The organism is Ornithinimicrobium kibberense (assembly GCF_006519705.1).
GTDB lineage: Bacteria > Actinomycetota > Actinomycetes > Actinomycetales > Dermatophilaceae > Ornithinicoccus > Ornithinicoccus kibberensis.
On sequence record NZ_VFXM01000015.1, the window covers coordinates 66,705 to 82,254 of the forward strand.

Sequence of the window (15,550 nt, forward strand, 5' to 3'; positions counted from 1 at the left end):
CCGGGCACCTTTCGGTCAAATAGCCGGAAACCCTTACCTAGTCTTTACCTTCGGGACCTTCGTGGCCGGTGTGGATCGGGCCCGTCGTCGTCGAGAGCGGCTCGCCGCCCCCGCCCCACCGGGTCGCGATGATCTCCGCCGCGATCGAGACGGCCGTCTCCTCGGGGGTGCGTGCGCCCAGGTCGAGGCCGACCGGGCTGCGCAGGCGCGCCAGCTGGTCCTCGGTGAGACCGGACTCGCGCAGGCGGGCCAGCCGGTCCTCGTGGGTGCGGCGGGACCCCATCGCGCCGACGTAGGCCAGCTCGGGGGCGTCGGGCCCGAGCAGGGCCTCCAGCAGGGGCACGTCGAACTTCGGGTCGTGGGTCAGCACGCAGGCCACCGTCCGGGGGTCGAGCGCGGCCTGGGCGACCTGCTCCTCCACGTACCGGTGGGGCCAGGAGACCACGACCTCGTCGGCCTCGGGGAACCGGCTGGCCGTGGCGAAGACCGGACGGGCGTCGCAGACCGTCACCCGGTAGCCCAGGAAGGTCCCCACCCGGGCGACGGCGGCCGCGAAGTCGATCGCGCCGAAGACGAGCATCCGCGGCCGGGGCGCGTAGGAGCTGACGAAGACCCGCATACCCTCACCCCGCCGCTGCCCGTCCGGCCCGTAGCCGAGGGTGGCGGTGCGCCCCTGGGCGAGCATGCCGCGGGCGTCGTCGAGGACGGCGGCGTCGGCCCGTGCGGAGCCGAGGGTGCCGGAGGACTCCGCCCCCTCCGGGCGGACGACCAGGTGCCGGCCCAGCAGGCCGGGGTCCGGGTGCTCCACGACCGTGGCCACGGCCACGGGGACCTCCGCCGCGATGTCCGCGGCGACCTCGGCCAGCTCCGGGAAGTCCTCGCGGCCGACCCGCTCGACGAAGACGTCGAGGATGCCGCCGCACGTCAGGCCGACGCCCATCGCCTCGTCGTCGGACACGCCGTACCGCTGCAGGACGGGGGTGCCGGAGGCGATGACCTGCTGGCCCAGCTCGTAGACCGCTCCCTCGACGCATCCCCCGGAGACGGACCCGACGGCCTCACCGTCGACTCCGACGAGCATCGCGGCACCCGGTTGGCGCGGGGCCGACTTCCACGTGCCGACGACGGTGGCGAGGGCCACCTGGTGACCCTCCTGCCACCATCCCAGCAGCCGGTCCAGGACCTCACGCACGGGCGACCACCTCCAGCAGCTCCTCGAACGTCGCCAGCGTGTGGCCGGAGACGAAGTCGTCGACGTGCGGCAGCACCGCACGGATCCCCGACTGGACCGGGGCGTAGCCCTCCTTGCCGCGGTGGGGGTTGACCCAGACGACCCGGTGGGCCAGCGCCTGCAGCTGGCGCACCGCCTCGCCGAGCCGGGCCGGGTCCTGCCGCTCCCAGCCGTCGCTGACGATGACCACCACGGCGCCGCGGGCCGTCCCACGCCGGCCCCACCGGCGGACGAAGGCGTCGAGGGTCTCGCCCAGGCGGGTACCGCCGGACCAGTCGGGCACGGTCTCCCCGGCCGCCAGCAGCGCGCGGTCCGGGTCCCGCTCGCGCAGCGCCCGGGTGACGTGGGTCAGCCGGGTGCCGAGGGTGAAGACCTCGGTGGTGCGGGGGGCCGCCTGCACCATGACGTGGGCCAGCCGCAGCAGGCTGTCCGCGTAGGGGGCCATCGACCCGGAGACGTCCACCAGCACCACGACCGGCCGGGGGCGTGGTCGGCGCCGCCGGTGCCGGACCCGCACCGGCTCGCCCAGGTTGCGCAGCTGGGCGCGGACCGTCGCCCGGCCGTCGACCCCTCCGTGGTGGTGGGGGGTATGCCGTCGTCCCCGCCGCTGGGGCGACCGTGGCCGGAGCCGGGCGAACCGTCGGCGCAGGGCGGCCCGGTCGGTCGGCGAGAGCCCGGCGACGTCGCGGTGCCGTAGGACCTCCTCGGGGGAGGCAGCCACCCGCAGGACGGGCTGCTCCTGCCCGTCCACGCCTCCAAGCCCGGACTCGTCCAGCGGAGCCTGCACCGTCGTGACGGACGGCGTCTCCTGCCGGCTGATCGACCGCAGGGGGCGGCCGGCGAACCAGGCGTTGAAGACGCGGTCGTAGGGCTCCACGTCCGCGTTGGAGGCCGTGAGCGTCCCGCGGCCGGCCCAGTAGACGGCATCCCGCCGGCCGAGGCCGACGGCGGCGCAGGCCTGGAGAAAGGTGCGCTCACGGTCGGCGGTCACGGGCAGGCCCGCTCCACGGCACGCCCGGGCGAAACCGAGCAGCACCTGGCCCATGTCCCACCCGGTGTCGGTCATCCGGCCAGCATCCGGTCCAGCGAGGCGCGGATCCGGTCGGCGTCCTCGCGGTACTTGACCGCCGCGCCCAGCGTCGCGGCAGCCACCTGCGGGTCGAGCGTGCTGGCGCCCAGGGCGTGCAGCGCGCGCGCCCAGTCGAGGGTCTCGGCCACCCCCGGCGGCTTGACGAGGTCGGCCTCGGCCCGGAGTCGCTGGACGACCCCGACCACCTCGGCCGCGAGCCGCTCGTCCACCTCGGGCAGCCGGGTGCGCACGATGGCCAGCTCGCGGTCCATGCCAGGATGCTCGATCCAGTGGTAGAGGCAGCGACGCTTCAGCGCGTCGTGCAGCTCGCGCGTGCGGTTGGAGGTGAGCACGACCAGCGGTGGCTCCGTCGCCCGGATGGTCCCCAGCTCGGGGATGGACACCGACCACGACGAGAGCACCTCCAGGAGGAAGGCCTCGAACTCGTCGTCCGCCCGGTCGATCTCGTCGACGAGGAGCACGCACGGCGCTTCCTGCAGCGCACGCAGGACCGGCCGCGACTGGAGGAACCGCTCGTCGAAGAGCTCGTGCTCCAGCTCCGCCACGTCGCCGACCTTCCGGTCGGGGTCGGCCATCGCCGCCGCCTCGACCACCCTCAGGTGCAGGATCTGACGTGGGAAGTCCCAGTCGTAGAGCGCCTGGCTGGCCTCGATCCCCTCGTAGCACTGCAGCCGCACGAGGGGGATCCCCCGCAGCTGGGCCAACGCCTCGGCGAGGGCGGTCTTGCCGGTCCCGGGCTCCCCCTCCAGGAGCAGCGGCCGTTGGAGGGTGTGCGCCAGCCAGGTGATCGTCGCCAGGCCCTCGTCGCTGAGGTACCCGGTCGTGGCCAACCCCTCGGCGAGCACCTGCGGATCGGCCATGACGTCGGACTGCTGCATGAGGCGAGCATGACCGACGCGACGCGGCAGCGTCCACCCGGGTGGGGTCCTCGTGGCCCGACCGCGCGCCGGGTCTTCGGGGCCTCAGGTGCGCGAGGTCCTGGTGGGTGCCTGCCGGTGCCCGGTCAGGCGCTGCGTGGGAGGGGGTCATCCTGGTCGTGGTCGCTGTTGTCGGTGGGGTGGGTGGGGGGGTGGTGGTGCGGTGGTGGGTGGTCGGCCGTGGAAGGTGTCCAGGAGCGGTGGTGGGTCCTGGTAGGACTGTGGTGGTGGGTCGGCGTGGCGGGGGTGCTCGCGGGCCAGGTTGCAGCGGGCGCACAGGCCGCGGGCGTTGTCGGTGGTGGTGGTGCCGCCGTGGCGGTAGCGGGTGATGTGGTCCAGGTGGCGGATCGGGGCTCCGCACCAGGGGGTGGCGCAGTAGCGGCCGCGGGCGATGAGGGTGGCGCGCAGGTTGCCGGTGAAGGCCCGCCGGCGGGGGTCGCGCACGGTCAGGGTGCCGGTGACCGGGTCGGTGTAGAGCCGGCGCAGCCAGACCTGGGCCGCCCGGGCCAGGCCCGGGTCCGGGTCCGGGACGGACCGTTCCCCGGGGCCGGCGGTGCCGGTGGGCGGGGTCGAGCTGGCCGTACCGGCCGGCGGGGTCGGGAGGGGTGGTCCGGGGGGTGTGCCGCCGTGGACGGCGGTGCAGGCTGCGTCGGTGCACCGGCCTCCGGCCGGGCACGGCACGGGAGCCGTCCCGGTGCTCCTCTGCTCCTCGCCGGGGCCGTCCTGGGGGCCGGCGCCGGCCTCGTCGTCGACGTGGGGGTCGTCCTGGGGGTCGGTGGGGGTGAGCAGGTCGCGGGCCAGGTCGGCGGGCAGGGGCCCGTACCCGGTCAGGTCGGCCGCGGCCGGGTCGCCGGCGAGCAGGGTCGCGTCGGTGAGGACCAGGCCGACCTCGACGTCGATGCCGTCCACGACGCTGCGGCCGGTGACCCGGGCGACCAGCTCGTCGGCCATCAGCTGGTTCAGGGTGCGCGGGTCACCGGCGGCGCGGGCGCCCTCGGCGTGGGCGCGCAGCACCTGGTGGGTCGCGATCGCCTGCGGCGCGGGCAGCCGGGCGCTGAGCAGGCCCATCACGTCCGGGGCCGGGCGCACGGACACGCCCCGCTCGGCCGCCGCCGCACGGGCACGGCCCACGAACCCGGCCGGGTCGACCTCGTAGGCCAACGCCCGGGCCGCGGCCACGATCTGCTTGGTAGAAGCCCCCTCCAGCGACCCGGCCAGCCGCGAGTCGACCTGCGCCCGGTCGCCGGGGTCCAGGCAGGTGGTGGCCTCGGTGACCAGGCGGGCCTGGGCCGGGCTGATCGTCCCGGCCGCCAGCGCGGCGAACGTGGCCGGCATCTCGGTGACCAGGGCCCTCGCTGCGGTCAGCTCCCGCCCGGCCCAGTACGGCGAGGTGCGCCGCGCGGTGGCCAGGTCGTCGGCCACCGCCCGGCCCCGCCGGGAGGCCGGGACCCCCTCCCGGGCCTGGGCGGCGACCTGGGAGGCGCCGAAGGTGACCTGCGCCCGGGCGCTGGCCGCGCCGGCTGCCCGGACCAGCAGCTCCAGCCCCTCCACCAGATCCAGCAGCCCCGCATCGTCGATCCCCGACACCCGCGCCCCCGCCAACGCCCGGGTCAGGGACCGCACCGCCTCGGCCAGCCCCGGCTCCCCCGGCCCGGTGCCGGTCCCCTCCGGTCCTGCGTCCACGTCCCCCACCCCCTCCGGTGGTCCAACGGCAGAACCCCTTCCCCGGCTCCACCTCGTACCCAACACACTAGAAGACCCCACCGACACACCCTCGAACACGCGTACGAGATCTACGTGAGGGCGGCCGTTCCTGATCTCGGTTCGTCCACGTCCTCCCCCGTCGCCAGGTCGCCGCACTCCACGAGCAACGGCTCGACGCGTCTGAGGTAGCTCCGCGCCCCGGCGTCCCCGGCAGCTCCGCCCAGGACCCCCTCCCAGTGACGCTGGCCGAGCACCACCGGATGCCCCGGCCGGCCCTCGTAGGCGGCCCGGGCCACCTGCCCCGTCTGCTCGCCATGGGCGTCGGCCTCGCGCAGCAGGCGCTCCACGACGGGGGCACCCACGTCCGGGAGGTCGACGAGGTGGACCACCGCGCGGCGGGGCACCGTCCGCCCACGGGTCGCGAGCGAGGTGAGCCCCGATCGCAGGGAGGCGCCCATCCCACGCGCCCAGGTCCCGCACCGCACCGCCGCGACCTGCCCGGTCCCCCACTCCGGCATCTGCCCGAGCAGCTGCTCGACCTCTTCCGCGCGGGCCCCCGTGACGACGAGCACGTCCTGGCACCCGCCGTCGAGCAGGGCCCGGGCGGCACGGTGGACCCACGGTCCCTCGGAGTCGGCGACCAGCGCCTTGGGCATCCCGTAGCGTCGCCCCTCCCCCGCCGCCAGCAGCAGTCCTGTCGTCGGGCTCATCGGCCCAGTGTCCCTGACGGCCCGCACCGCACTCGCAGCCCCTCGGTCCGCACGCCTCGCTCCTCCGGTGCAGGATGGACCGATGGACCCCGCCGGCCACACCCCCGCAGCAGAGGTCGGCTCCCGGGTGGTCGACGAGGACTGGTACGGCACCGAGCTCGCGGACCGCTCCTGGCAGGGATGCACCTTCGTGGACGTGGACCTCACCGAGGCTCTCGTCCGGAGCTGCCGTTTCCAGGAGTGCACGTTCGAACGGGTCCGCTTCAACGCCGCGACGGTCGAGCAGTCGTCGTTCGCGGCGTGCACGTTCACCGCCTGCTCCTTCTTCGACGCCACCCTCGACGGCTGCCGCTGGGACGGCGGCGTGTTCGTCGCCTGCTCGTGGAAGCCGGTCACGGTCCGTGGGGGTTCGTGGTGGGGCGTGTCGCTGGTGGACGCGGACCTGCGGGAGCAGACGCTGTCCGGACTCCGTCTCGTGGAGGCCGACCTCTCGGGAGCAGACCTGCGCGACGTGGACCTTCGTGGGGCCGACCTCACCGGAGCCGACCTGCGCCGCGCCCGGCTCGAGGGCGCCGACCTTCGCGGCTGCCGTCTCTCGGCCGCCGACCTGGAGGACGCCGGCGTCCGCGGGGTGCGCCTGGACGTCGTGGGGGCCGTCGCGCTGGCGGGGTCCCTCGGAGCCGTGGTGGACACGGACGCCTAGGAACCCCGCCAGGTATGCGGTCGCGCCCTCAGTCGGGCGCGTCCACCTCCGGGGCGAGGTCGGGCACCCGCCGCTCCTCGTCCGGCAGCAGCCGCTCCTCCTCGGACTCGGCGTCGCCGACCGGCCGTTCCTCGTCGGGCAGGACGCGGCTCGGGTCGTCGTCCTCGACGGCCTCGGGATCCTCCTCGGGTTCGAAGGTGGTGGGCTCGTCGTCCAGGCCCATGCCGGCACCCTGGCTGGACAGCTCCTCCCGGGCCTCACGCCGCTGGTGCTCGAGATCTCCGCTCATGGATCCTCCTCGGGTCGGGTTCTCCCAGTGTGGACCGGACCTCGGGCAGCGGCACCTCGGGACGTCGGGACGTCGAGGGTGGGGGTGACGGGGCCCGCAGGCATACTGGCCCCGGAGGAGGTGGTGGCCATGTCGTCCGCACCCGGCACCGGCGTGGGGGTGCCCGCCGGACGGCGGCAGCTGCCTGTCCACCAGGACGACCTGTGCGTCGCACGCGTCCCGCTCTTCCAGGGACTGACCCGGGCCGAGCAGGAGCAGGTCGCCACCGTCGCCCGACCGACCAGGCTCGGACGGGACGAGATCGTCTACACGGCCGGGCAGGACGTCTCCCAGCTCATGGTGGTGCACACAGGGCGCGTCAAGATCTCCCGCGTCACCGCCGACGGCCACGAGCAGATCGTCCGCGTGCTGGGTCCGGGCGACTTCGTCGGCGAGGCGGCCTTCCTCGACGGCGGGCGTCCCGATCACACGGCGAGCGCCGTCGAGGCGACGAGTCTGTGCGTCTTCCGACACCAGGAGCTGCACGAGCTCGTCGGGCGTCATCCCAGCATCGGGCTGCGCATGCTGCAGACGCTCAGCCGTCGCCTGAGCCGCACCGAGGAGCGTCTCGGCGCGGCGATCTCCTCCGACGTCTCCGCCCGGCTGGCGGACCACCTGCTCTCCCTGCCGGCGCGCCGCGCGGACGACCGGCTCGAGGTGGAGCTGCCCCTGGCGAAGAAGGACGTCGCCTCGCTGCTGGACACCACCCCCGAGTCCCTGAGCCGCCAGCTGCGTCGCCTCAGCGACTCGGGGGTGATCTCCCTGGGACCCGGCCGGCGCGTCACCCTCCTCGACGTCGACGCGCTGCTCGCGCTGGGAGGACAGGACTGAGGCGCACGTCCGCCGTGGCGTGACGCACGACATACGCTGAACCCGAACACTCTCCGACCAATCATAGTAATATCGTCCCAGGCCCGGCGGAAGCACCCGGGCACCACTTCTCGGGAGACCCTGATGCGCATCCTCCGCCCCCTCGTCCCCCTCGGCCTGGCCGCTGCGACGGTCCTCGCCGGATGCTCCACCACCGACCCTGGCCCGGCACCCGCGGCCTCGTCCACCCAGGGGACGGACCAGGCATCGGCCGACGCCATCCTCGAGCAGGTAGGGCTGGCGGGCGTGGACGGGCGCACCGTCGTCGACGAGCTCGACGCCAGCAGCCAGGCCCGACCTCTCCCGCTGACCGCCTCCGTCCGTGAGGACGTCCTGCTCCTCGGCGACGGCCAGCAGGAGGTGGCGATGCCCCTGCCGGAGGACGAGTTCTACGTCTCGGTCGCACCGTTCCGGGAGCAGACCCACCAGTGCTTCTACCACTCGCTGGCCACCTGCCAGGGCGAGCTGGCCGGCGAGGAGGTCACCGTCCGCATCGTCGCCGACGACGGGACGGTCGTGGTCGACGAGACGACGACCACCTATGCCAACGGCTTCGTCGGGTTCTGGGTGCCGCGGGACCTGGTCGGCACGCTCGAGGTCGAGCACGACGGGGCCACCGGCACCGTGCCCTTCGCCACAACCGAGGGCAGCCCCACCTGCATCACGACCCTCCAGCTGGAGGCGTGACGCCGAGCCACCCCGGCGCGCCCCCGGGATGAAGTCCGTGCACCGTGGCGTTGACCTGACGTGAGCACCTCCGCCCGCCGCCGTCCCGTCCCCCGCTGCCCCATCCGCGTGGGCGAGCCGTGCACGCTCTGCTTCCCCGGCGCGACCGGTCCGCAGGACTGCGGCCTGGTCTACCTGGTGCAGGACGATCCCGAGATGGCCGCCGAGCTGGCCGGGCGCCGCACCGCCCACCGCGCCGCCGAGAGGGACGCCCGGGGCTCGCTCCGCTGAGGCTCAGCGGTCCCGCCGAAGGGCGCTCAGCCCGACCCAGGCCAGCGGCAGCACGGACACCCCCATGAGCAGCCGACCCGTCCCCGGGTCGGACCCGGTGAGCACCGCCCCTGCCACGAGCAGCGCCGCGAACACGAGCACCCCGTTGGTGCGGGCGACGGTCCGCTCGAGCCGGCGCACCTGCCTGGTGAGGGTGGGCGTCCTGACCTCCAGCTCCCCCCGCTCGGCCATCGTCAGGACGCGGTCGGCCCGCCGGGGCAGGACGAGCAGGAGCCGGCCGAGGGCGAGGGCCTCGGTGACCACGGTCTGCGACAGGCCCTCCCGCTCGTCCTCCAGGAGCTGCGTGGCGTAGGGCGTGATGGTCCCCCAGACGTCGAACTCGGGGTCCAAGCCCGTGCAGATGCCCGACAGGATGCCCACCGACCGGCCCAGCAGCAGCAGGTTCTCGGGGACCTGGAACGGCAGCGCCAGCAGCAGCTCGCGGAACTGCATCCCGAAGCGGACCATCTCCTCGGGACTGATCTGCTGCAGCTCGTCCATCCGCAGCCCCCCGAAGCGCTCGAACACCTGGCCGGCGGCCACCTCGATCGCCGCCAGGTCGGCGTCGGGCAGGAGCAGGTCCAGTCGGCGCAGACCCGCGACCAAGCGGCCGCCGTCCCGCAGCCCCGCCGCGACGACCAGGTCCCGCAGTCCGCCGCGCAGCTCCTCGGGCACGTGCCCCACCATGCCGAAGTCGATGAAGGTCAGCGTCCAGCCGGGCTCGCCGGGTCCGGCGTCCGGGCGCGGAGTGACGAAAAGGTTCCCCGGGTGCGGGTCGGCGTGGAAGAACCCGTCGGTGAAGATCTGCTGCAGGTAGGTGTCCGCCAGCACCTGCGCGACCTCCGCGCGGTCGATGCCGGCCGCGGTGATGGCCTCGTGGTCCCCCAGCTTGATCGCCGAGACGTCCTGCAGGGTGAGCACGCGGCGGCCGCTGAGCTCCCACACGACGGAGGGTATGGAGACGCGCGGGTCCTCGGCGAAGTTGGCGGCGAAGGTCTCGGCGCTGGCCCCCTCGGCCAGGTAGTCGACCTCCTGCAGCGTGGTGGTCGCGAACTCCTCCAGCAGGGCCGGCACGTCGGCCCGCTCCCGGATGGGCCGGTAGCGCTGCATCCAGCCCCCGACCCGCCGCAGCGCCGCGAGGTCGACCTCCACGACCTGCTGGATGTGCGGCCGCTGGACCTTGACGACGACGTCGGCGAAACCCTGCTCGGCGGCGTCGGCGGGGTGCAGCCGGGCGCGGTGGACCTGACCGAGGGAGGCCGCCGCCAGGGGGGTCTGGTCGAAGTGGGCGAAGTGCTGGGCCAGCGGGACGGCGAGCTCGGACTCGGCCACCTCGCGGACGGCGTCGAACGCGACGGGCGGCACCTCGTCCTGGAGGCCGGACAGCTCCTGGGTGATCTCGGGGGGCAGGACGTCGAGCCGGGCCGAGAGGAACTGGCCGACCTTGATCATCAGCCCGCCCATCGACACCGCGAGGGCACGGAAGCGGACGGCGGCGCGGCGGCCCCGCTCCGTCCGCGTGCGCACCGCCAGGCGTCGCAGCCCCAGGCGCGGCAGCACGAGCTCCCACCAGATGAACCCGGCCGTGACCCGCGCGAAGAACAGCACGATCCGCCGGTAGCGGGCGCGCAGGTCCGAGCTCGTCATCGGTCCTCCGGACGCGGTCGCGGGCGGGTCGGGGTGCCCAGGTTCAGTCCTCGGCGAGGATGGCGTAGAGCCGTTTGCGGGCGTCCTTGAGCACGTCCACGGCCGCGGAGACCTGGTGCGGCGAACCGGTCCTGCCGACCTGGAGCACCGCCTGCATCAACCGGCCCACGGCCTGACGGTAGCCGGTGCCGTCCGCGACGGTGTCGGCCGCCTCGTCCCACGGGGCCCGGCCGGCGGCCAGCTGGGCGGCCGCGTCGGTGCCCGCCTCGGTGAGCCGGTGGACCTTCTTGCCCCCGACCGGCTCGGCGACGACCAGGCCCTCGTCGGCCAGCAGCTGCAGCGTCGGGTAGACCGAACCCGCCGAGGGGGTCCAGGCGCCGCCGCTGCGCTCCGCCAGCTCGCCGATGATCTGGTAGCCGTGCATCGGCTCCTCCGCCAGGAGCCGCAGGACGGCCGTGCGCACGTCGCCGCGACGGGCTCGCTGCGCCGACTGGCCGGCCAGCCCCTGGAACTGCTGGGCCATCGAGAGGAGGGACGGGAGTCCGTGCTGGCCCCAGCCGGTCTCGTCGAGAGGGTGGTGCCGGGTCATGGGAGCCTCCTGGAGGATGAACGACATATCGCCATCTATCGTCAACCTACCACTGCGACGGCGGCGTAGGGTGCGCCGATGACCGAGGACCACTCCCCCGGACCGCCGACCGAGCCCACCATGGCCGGACCGGCCATCCCCTCCGGCCGGCTCGTGCTGGTCCGCCACGGCGAGACGGAGTGGTCACGCACCGGCCAGCACACCGGCCTGACCGACCTCGAGCTCCTGCCCGAGGGCGAGGAGGCGGCCCGCGGCCTCGCCGACCTCCTGGGCGGGAGGAGCTTCGTGCACGTGCGCTCCTCCCCGCTCCGGCGGGCGCGGACGACGGCCGAGCTCGCGGGCCTGACGGTCGACGAGCTGGACGAGGACCTCGTCGAGTGGGACTACGGCGCTTACGAGGGCCGCTCCACCCCCGACATCCGCGCGGAGCTCGACTACCACTGGACCGTCTTCGAGCACGGCGTCGTCCCCGGTGAGACCCCGGGCGAGACGGTCGAGGAGGTCTCCGCCCGGGCCAGCCGCGTCCTGGACCGGATCTGGCCGCTGCTCTTCGAGGGCGACGTCTGCCTCGTGGGGCACGGGCACGCCCTGCGGGTGCTCACCGCCGTCTACCTGCGGCAGGCACCCCGGTTCGGTGCGCACCTGACGTTCGAGGTGGGCGCGGTCGGGATCCTGGGCCATCACCACGAGGACCCGGTGGTCGAGGCCTGGAACCGCCACCGGTGAGACCCGCTCCCGTGGCGCGCCTCACGGGTCGGCCAGGAGCGTGGCGCGGGCCCTCCCCGGGCCCGGCTCGGCGGTCAGCTCCCCGGCCAGCCGCGCGAGCCGACCCGCCGCGTCGGACGGCAGGTCCAGCAGCCGGACCGCTGCGGAGCGGATCTGCTCCGGCGTCGCGGCGTTGGGGTCCAACGCCGCGCCCAGCCCGGCGTCCTCGAGGGCGGCCGCGCCGGAGAACTGGTCCGTGGACATCGGCAGCAGCAGGAGCGGGACCCCCGCGGTCAGCGCCTCGGTGACGCTGTTGTTCCCCCCGTGCGTCACGGCCAGCGCGGCGTGCCCGAGCAGGCTGACCTGCGGCAGCTCGGCGCGGACCAGCCACGACCCGGGCACCGGTCCGAGGTCCGACCTGCTCGTCGACCCGCTGGCCAGGGCCACGCGCACGTCCAGACCTCGCAGCGCCTCGGCGACACGGGCGAGCACGTCGGAGCGCACCGAGAGGAAGCTGCCCAGGCTCACGTAGACCACGGGAGGCCCCGTCCGCGCGAGCCAGGCGGCCACCTCGTCGTCGGGCCGCTCGGCGCGGACCGCCGAGCCGAGGAAGGCGTGCTCCCCGAGCAGTGCCGTGCGGGCCGGCGGGTGCAGCTCAGCGGGGTAGTTCAGCAGCAGCACGTCCCCGGACTCGGCGAACGCGTCGTCGCTCGCCGGGGCTGCGGGGTCGAGCTGCGCCAGGGCCGCGTTCCACCGCTCGGTGAACCCGTCGCGCACCCGCTCGCAACGTCGCCGCAGGTCGAGCAGCGCCTCCGGGTCCGGCTGCAGCACCTGCGGCCAGGCCGGCGGGAAGCCGTACACCTCGTCCCCGACCGTCAACGCCGTCGGGTGCCCGAGGACCACGTCCCCGTGCCGGACGCCGGAGGCCATGAGCGCCAGGCGTGCGCTGAACGCGAGGTGGTCGACGATCACCTCGTCGGGCCGCACCCGGTCGACCACGCGCTGCACCTCGCGGGCGACGGCGAGCGGCTCCCAGAGCAGGTCGTCCCCGCGCGCGTCGGCCTGGAAGGCCAGGGTCTGCACGGCTCCCCGTCGGGTCGCCTCGAAGAAGCCGCGCAGCGCGTCGTCCTCGCCCGGGGGCTGGTCCTCCGCCCGGATCACGCCCGGGTTGGACCCGCGGCCGAGCTGCAGGTGGGCGCGCTCGAAGCCGAACCGCCGCACGATCCCCTCCGTGCTCGGACCGGTGGCCACGACGACCTGTTCGCCCGCATCGGCCCACGCGGTCGCCAGGGTCGCGAGCGGCAGCAGGTGGGAGGCGTAGTCGGGACTGATGACGAGCAGCGTCACGACGGGGCCTCCCGGTGGACACGGTCGTAGATGCCGGCCAGCGACGCGGCCATCGTGCCGATCCCGAACCGCTCGGCCACCATCGTGCGCGCGTGCTCGGCCCGAGCCGCCGCCCCGGGCGCGACGGCCAGGTCCAGGGCGGTGACCACGGCCTCGGCCAGGGCGTCCTGGGAGGTGGTGTCGACGAGCAGGCCGGTGACCCCGTGCTCGACGTAGGTGGCCGGTCCGCCCACCCGAGGAGCGACCACCACGAGGCCGGACGCCATCGCCTCGAGGATGGCGATGCCGAACTCCTCCTTGAGGCTGGCCGACACGTACACCCCGCCTGCGGCGGCGAGCCCCGGGCGGCCGTGCCGGACCGCGGCCAGCCAGGTCGCCACGGTCTCGTTGGGACGGTGTCCGGCGAGCAGCAGGCCCCGGCCGGCCTCCTCGCCCGGGGGGACGGTCTCGGCGACGAGGGAGAGCTGCTCCTCCTCGTCGTCGGTCGGGTCCGCCAGGTCACCGCCCACCAGCAGCAGGTTGCAGCGCCGCGCGCACCGGGGGTCTCGGGCCCACGCCTCGACGAGGGTCGCCATCCCCTTGACCCGGTGCAGCCGTCCGACGGAGACGAGCAGGGGCAGGCCGCGCCGTGCGGGTGGCAGGGCGCACAGGACCGCGTCCAGCTCCGCGAGGTCCTCCCGGGAGGCGGGGGGTATGACGTCGCGCCCGGTGGTCGTCACCGCGCGGGCGGCGCGCCGGAGGGGGCCGAGGTCGATCCCCTCGGGCACGACGCTGAGCCGCTGCGCCTCGGCCTCGGGGTCCAGGTGGAGCAGGTCCCTCAGGTCGCGCTCGAGGTCGGGCCTGGGCAGGGCGACGAGGTGGGCGGACCGGGCGGCCAGGTCGCGCAGGAGCCGGACCCGGAAGACGAGGTGCTCGGCGTGGTCGACCGGGCCGAACGTGGCCCGGGTGAGGGCGCCCGCGGCCTCGCGGGCGGCGACGAGGGCGTGGGGGTCGGGGGCGAGCGTGAGCACCGTCGGGATGCCCAGCTCGGCCGCGACCTCGGCCGCGGCCCAGGAGCCGACGTCGGCCATGCGCAGGTGGAGCACGTCGACGGGCCCGGCGGCGGTCAGGACCTCGCGCAGCCCCCGTCGCACGGCGTCGCGCAGGTGCCAGGTGTCGGCGGAGTGCCGGACGGGCCCCGGCAGGGGCACGCCGACGTAGTGGTGCCCGGGGGCCCGGAGGTCGGCAGGGGTGCGGTCCTGGCCGTGGTGGCTGCGCGAGAGGGTCAGCACCCGGGACACGCGGGGGTCGGCCAGGAGCGCGTCGCCCAGGTGCACGAGCAGCGTCGCGATCCCGCCGGTGTCCCCCTTCCCCGCGCTCTGCAGGCTGCCGTCGATGTCGGCGTGCAGGAAGAGCTGGGCGACGGTCAGGCCCTCGGCACGAGGCGCCGCCCCGCCCCGACCGTCGGGGCGCCCGCGTGGTGAGGTGTCCCACGCCTCGAGGGTCGCCGCGGCCAGGGTCCCCGTGAACCCCCCGGCGGCGGCCAGCCCGGTCAGACGAGGCACGGCCGCCGGCAGCGGCGGGCCGAAGCCGAGGGCCCAGGCGGCGTGCTCGCGCAGGAAGGGCACCGGTGAGCTCAGGAGGGGCAGGACCAGCGGCGTGGCCGTCCGCGCTCCGCCGGCCGCCGCGTGCACGGCCGCGATCGCGGCGAGGTCGTCGGCGGGGTCGTCGACGGCCCGCTGCAGGACCGGACCGGCGGCCGCACCGTCCTGACGGGCGGCGAGCGCGACCGCGTCGAAGGCCTCGATGCCCGCGAGCAGGGAGGGTGCGTCGCGGACGACGTCCAGGGCCTCCTGGGTCCTGGAGGCACGGAGGGTGGTCACGGGCCGGCTGCGGTGGCTCTCCCCTCCCCCGGTGCCACCGCCGTCGACGGCCCGGCGGCGGACCGCAGGAGCAGGTCGGCGGCCACGCCCAGCGCGATGGTCGCCGGGTCGCGACCGCCGAGGCCCGGCATCCCGACGGGCGTGACGACGCGGTCCACGACCTCCTCCGCGAGGCCGCCCTCGACGACAAGGCGACGGCGGAGCCGGGCCCACTTGGTCGCCGAGCCGATGAGCCCGATGGTGCCCAGGCCCTCGGTACGCAGGGCCGCGTCCACGACGGCGGCGTCCTCGGCGTGGTCGTGCGTCATGACGAGCACCTGGGTGCCGGCCGGCAGCTCGCCCAGGACGAGCTCGGGCAGGACGGGGACGGGGTGCGGGTGGACCCGGGCGTCGGCGTCCGCCAGCGGGGCGAGCCGCTCGGGGTCCAGCCGGCCGGGTCGGGTGTCGACCAGGTGCAGGTCCAGGTCGTGCCGGGCCAGGATGCGGGCGAGCTCGTGCCCGACGTGCCCCATGCCGAAGATCGCCACGGCCGGGGGGACCGGGAGCGGCTCCAGCAGGACGGTCACCTCGCCGCCGCAGCACTGGACCCCGTGCGGTGATGGGGCCTTCTCGGACAGCGACGTCGTGAACGTCTCCGGCCTGGCGCAGCGGTCCTCGAGCATCTCCCGGGCGCGCTCGACGGCGACGGCCTCGAGGTTCCCCCCACCGATCGTGTCCCAGGTCCGGGTCCTTCCCACGACCATCTTGGCACCGGCCTCGCGCGGCGCATGGCCGCGCACGGCCGTCACGGTGATCAGGACCCCCGGTTCCCGGCGGTCCCGCAGGTCGACCGCCGCCCGGAGCCAGCGCAC

General features: G+C 75.1%; 16 protein-coding genes. 5 read left to right on the forward strand and 11 right to left on the reverse strand.

Features of this window, described 5'->3' with window-relative positions; genetic code table 11:
- Positions 1–37: 37 nt before the first annotated feature.
- From FJR00_RS13205 to FJR00_RS13225, 5 genes are all read right to left on the reverse strand, one after another.
- The gene (locus FJR00_RS13205; protein ID WP_141339123.1) at positions 38–1,192 is read right to left on the reverse strand and encodes an XdhC family protein; all 1,155 of its coding nucleotides are present in this window, start codon (positions 1,190–1,192) and stop codon (positions 38–40) included.
- On the reverse strand, positions 1,185–2,297 hold the full coding sequence (locus tag FJR00_RS13210) for a vWA domain-containing protein (protein ID WP_141339124.1): 1,113 nt from the start codon (positions 2,295–2,297) through the stop codon (positions 1,185–1,187). Before FJR00_RS13210 ends, FJR00_RS13205 begins: the two co-directional genes overlap by 8 nt.
- A complete protein-coding gene (locus FJR00_RS13215) occupies positions 2,294–3,199 on the reverse strand; it encodes an AAA family ATPase (protein WP_238330487.1) in 906 nt (301 codons plus the stop codon). Before FJR00_RS13215 ends, FJR00_RS13210 begins: the two co-directional genes overlap by 4 nt.
- Positions 3,200–3,346: 147 nt before the next feature.
- Positions 3,347–4,921 (reverse strand): HNH endonuclease, encoded by a 1,575-nt coding sequence (locus FJR00_RS16390; protein ID WP_181409624.1) that lies wholly within the window; start codon positions 4,919–4,921, stop codon positions 3,347–3,349.
- 110 nt (positions 4,922–5,031) lie between these two features.
- Positions 5,032–5,652, reverse strand: coding sequence for a nucleotidyltransferase family protein (locus FJR00_RS13225; RefSeq protein ID WP_075958048.1), 621 nt, complete (start codon positions 5,650–5,652; stop codon positions 5,032–5,034).
- Positions 5,653–5,734: 82 nt separating this feature from the next.
- Between FJR00_RS13225 and FJR00_RS13230 the strand changes: the two genes are divergently transcribed.
- Positions 5,735–6,355 (forward strand): pentapeptide repeat-containing protein, encoded by a 621-nt coding sequence (locus FJR00_RS13230; protein ID WP_141339126.1) that lies wholly within the window; start codon positions 5,735–5,737, stop codon positions 6,353–6,355.
- Positions 6,356–6,383: 28 nt separating this feature from the next.
- Here the strand turns inward: FJR00_RS13230 and FJR00_RS13235 are convergent, their stop codons facing one another.
- Positions 6,384–6,644: a hypothetical protein gene (locus tag FJR00_RS13235; protein ID WP_075958044.1), complete on the reverse strand. Its 261-nt coding sequence runs from the start codon at positions 6,642–6,644 to the stop codon at positions 6,384–6,386.
- Between the two features lie 129 nt (positions 6,645–6,773).
- Between FJR00_RS13235 and FJR00_RS13240 the strand changes: the two genes are divergently transcribed.
- The 3 genes from FJR00_RS13240 (at position 6,774) to FJR00_RS13250 (ending at position 8,510) form a co-directional block, all read left to right on the forward strand.
- The gene (locus tag FJR00_RS13240) at positions 6,774–7,514 is read left to right on the forward strand and encodes a Crp/Fnr family transcriptional regulator (protein ID WP_141339127.1); all 741 of its coding nucleotides are present in this window, start codon (positions 6,774–6,776) and stop codon (positions 7,512–7,514) included.
- Positions 7,515–7,637: 123 nt separating this feature from the next.
- Positions 7,638–8,240 (forward strand): CueP family metal-binding protein, encoded by a 603-nt coding sequence (locus FJR00_RS13245; RefSeq protein ID WP_141339128.1) that lies wholly within the window; start codon positions 7,638–7,640, stop codon positions 8,238–8,240.
- A 60-nt stretch (positions 8,241–8,300) separates the two neighbouring features.
- Entirely contained in the window at positions 8,301–8,510 is a 210-nt protein-coding gene (locus FJR00_RS13250; protein WP_141339129.1) for a DUF6767 domain-containing protein, read from the forward strand.
- Between the two features lie 3 nt (positions 8,511–8,513).
- Here the strand turns inward: FJR00_RS13250 and FJR00_RS13255 are convergent, their stop codons facing one another.
- Positions 8,514–10,196: an ABC1 kinase family protein gene (locus tag FJR00_RS13255; protein ID WP_141339130.1), complete on the reverse strand. Its 1,683-nt coding sequence runs from the start codon at positions 10,194–10,196 to the stop codon at positions 8,514–8,516.
- 43 nt (positions 10,197–10,239) lie between these two features.
- Entirely contained in the window at positions 10,240–10,785 is a 546-nt protein-coding gene (locus FJR00_RS13260; protein WP_141339131.1) for a PadR family transcriptional regulator, read from the reverse strand.
- Positions 10,786–10,863: 78 nt separating this feature from the next.
- Here FJR00_RS13260 and FJR00_RS13265 point away from each other — a divergent pair, with 78 nt between their 5' ends.
- Positions 10,864–11,511 (forward strand): histidine phosphatase family protein, encoded by a 648-nt coding sequence (locus tag FJR00_RS13265; protein WP_238330488.1) that lies wholly within the window; start codon positions 10,864–10,866, stop codon positions 11,509–11,511.
- A gap of 21 nt (positions 11,512–11,532) precedes the next feature.
- On the opposite strand, the gene FJR00_RS13270 is transcribed toward FJR00_RS13265, so the two are convergent.
- From FJR00_RS13270 to xdhC, 3 genes are read right to left on the reverse strand one after another with little or no spacing between them, the layout of a single operon-like run.
- Positions 11,533–12,837, reverse strand: a complete 1,305-nt coding sequence (locus tag FJR00_RS13270; protein ID WP_141339132.1) for a nucleotide disphospho-sugar-binding domain-containing protein — start codon at positions 12,835–12,837, stop codon at positions 11,533–11,535.
- Positions 12,834–14,699 (reverse strand): glycosyltransferase, encoded by a 1,866-nt coding sequence (locus FJR00_RS13275; protein WP_141339133.1) that lies wholly within the window; start codon positions 14,697–14,699, stop codon positions 12,834–12,836. The genes FJR00_RS13270 and FJR00_RS13275 overlap by 4 nt, the downstream gene beginning before the upstream one ends.
- The gene (gene xdhC / locus FJR00_RS13280; RefSeq protein ID WP_141339134.1) at positions 14,696–15,550 is read right to left on the reverse strand and encodes a xanthine dehydrogenase accessory protein XdhC; all 855 of its coding nucleotides are present in this window, start codon (positions 15,548–15,550) and stop codon (positions 14,696–14,698) included. Before xdhC ends, FJR00_RS13275 begins: the two co-directional genes overlap by 4 nt.

Excerpts from the sequence above, each read along its gene's own strand:
- FJR00_RS13210 (WP_141339124.1), bottom strand. The coding sequence starts at position 2,297 with ATGACCGACACCGGGTGGGACATGGGCCAGGTGCTGCTCGGTTTCGCC.
- FJR00_RS13215 (WP_238330487.1), bottom strand. The coding sequence starts at position 3,199 with ATGCAGCAGTCCGACGTCATGGCCGATCCGCAGGTGCTCGCCGAGGGG.
- FJR00_RS13225 (WP_075958048.1), bottom strand. The coding sequence starts at position 5,652 with ATGAGCCCGACGACAGGACTGCTGCTGGCGGCGGGGGAGGGGCGACGC.
- FJR00_RS13230 (WP_141339126.1), top strand. The coding sequence starts at position 5,735 with ATGGACCCCGCCGGCCACACCCCCGCAGCAGAGGTCGGCTCCCGGGTG.
- FJR00_RS13235 (WP_075958044.1), bottom strand. The coding sequence starts at position 6,644 with ATGAGCGGAGATCTCGAGCACCAGCGGCGTGAGGCCCGGGAGGAGCTG.
- FJR00_RS13240 (WP_141339127.1), top strand. The coding sequence starts at position 6,774 with ATGTCGTCCGCACCCGGCACCGGCGTGGGGGTGCCCGCCGGACGGCGG.
- FJR00_RS13245 (WP_141339128.1), top strand. The coding sequence starts at position 7,638 with ATGCGCATCCTCCGCCCCCTCGTCCCCCTCGGCCTGGCCGCTGCGACG.
- FJR00_RS13255 (WP_141339130.1), bottom strand. The coding sequence starts at position 10,196 with ATGACGAGCTCGGACCTGCGCGCCCGCTACCGGCGGATCGTGCTGTTC.
- FJR00_RS13260 (WP_141339131.1), bottom strand. The coding sequence starts at position 10,785 with ATGACCCGGCACCACCCTCTCGACGAGACCGGCTGGGGCCAGCACGGA.
- FJR00_RS13265 (WP_238330488.1), top strand. The coding sequence starts at position 10,864 with ATGACCGAGGACCACTCCCCCGGACCGCCGACCGAGCCCACCATGGCC.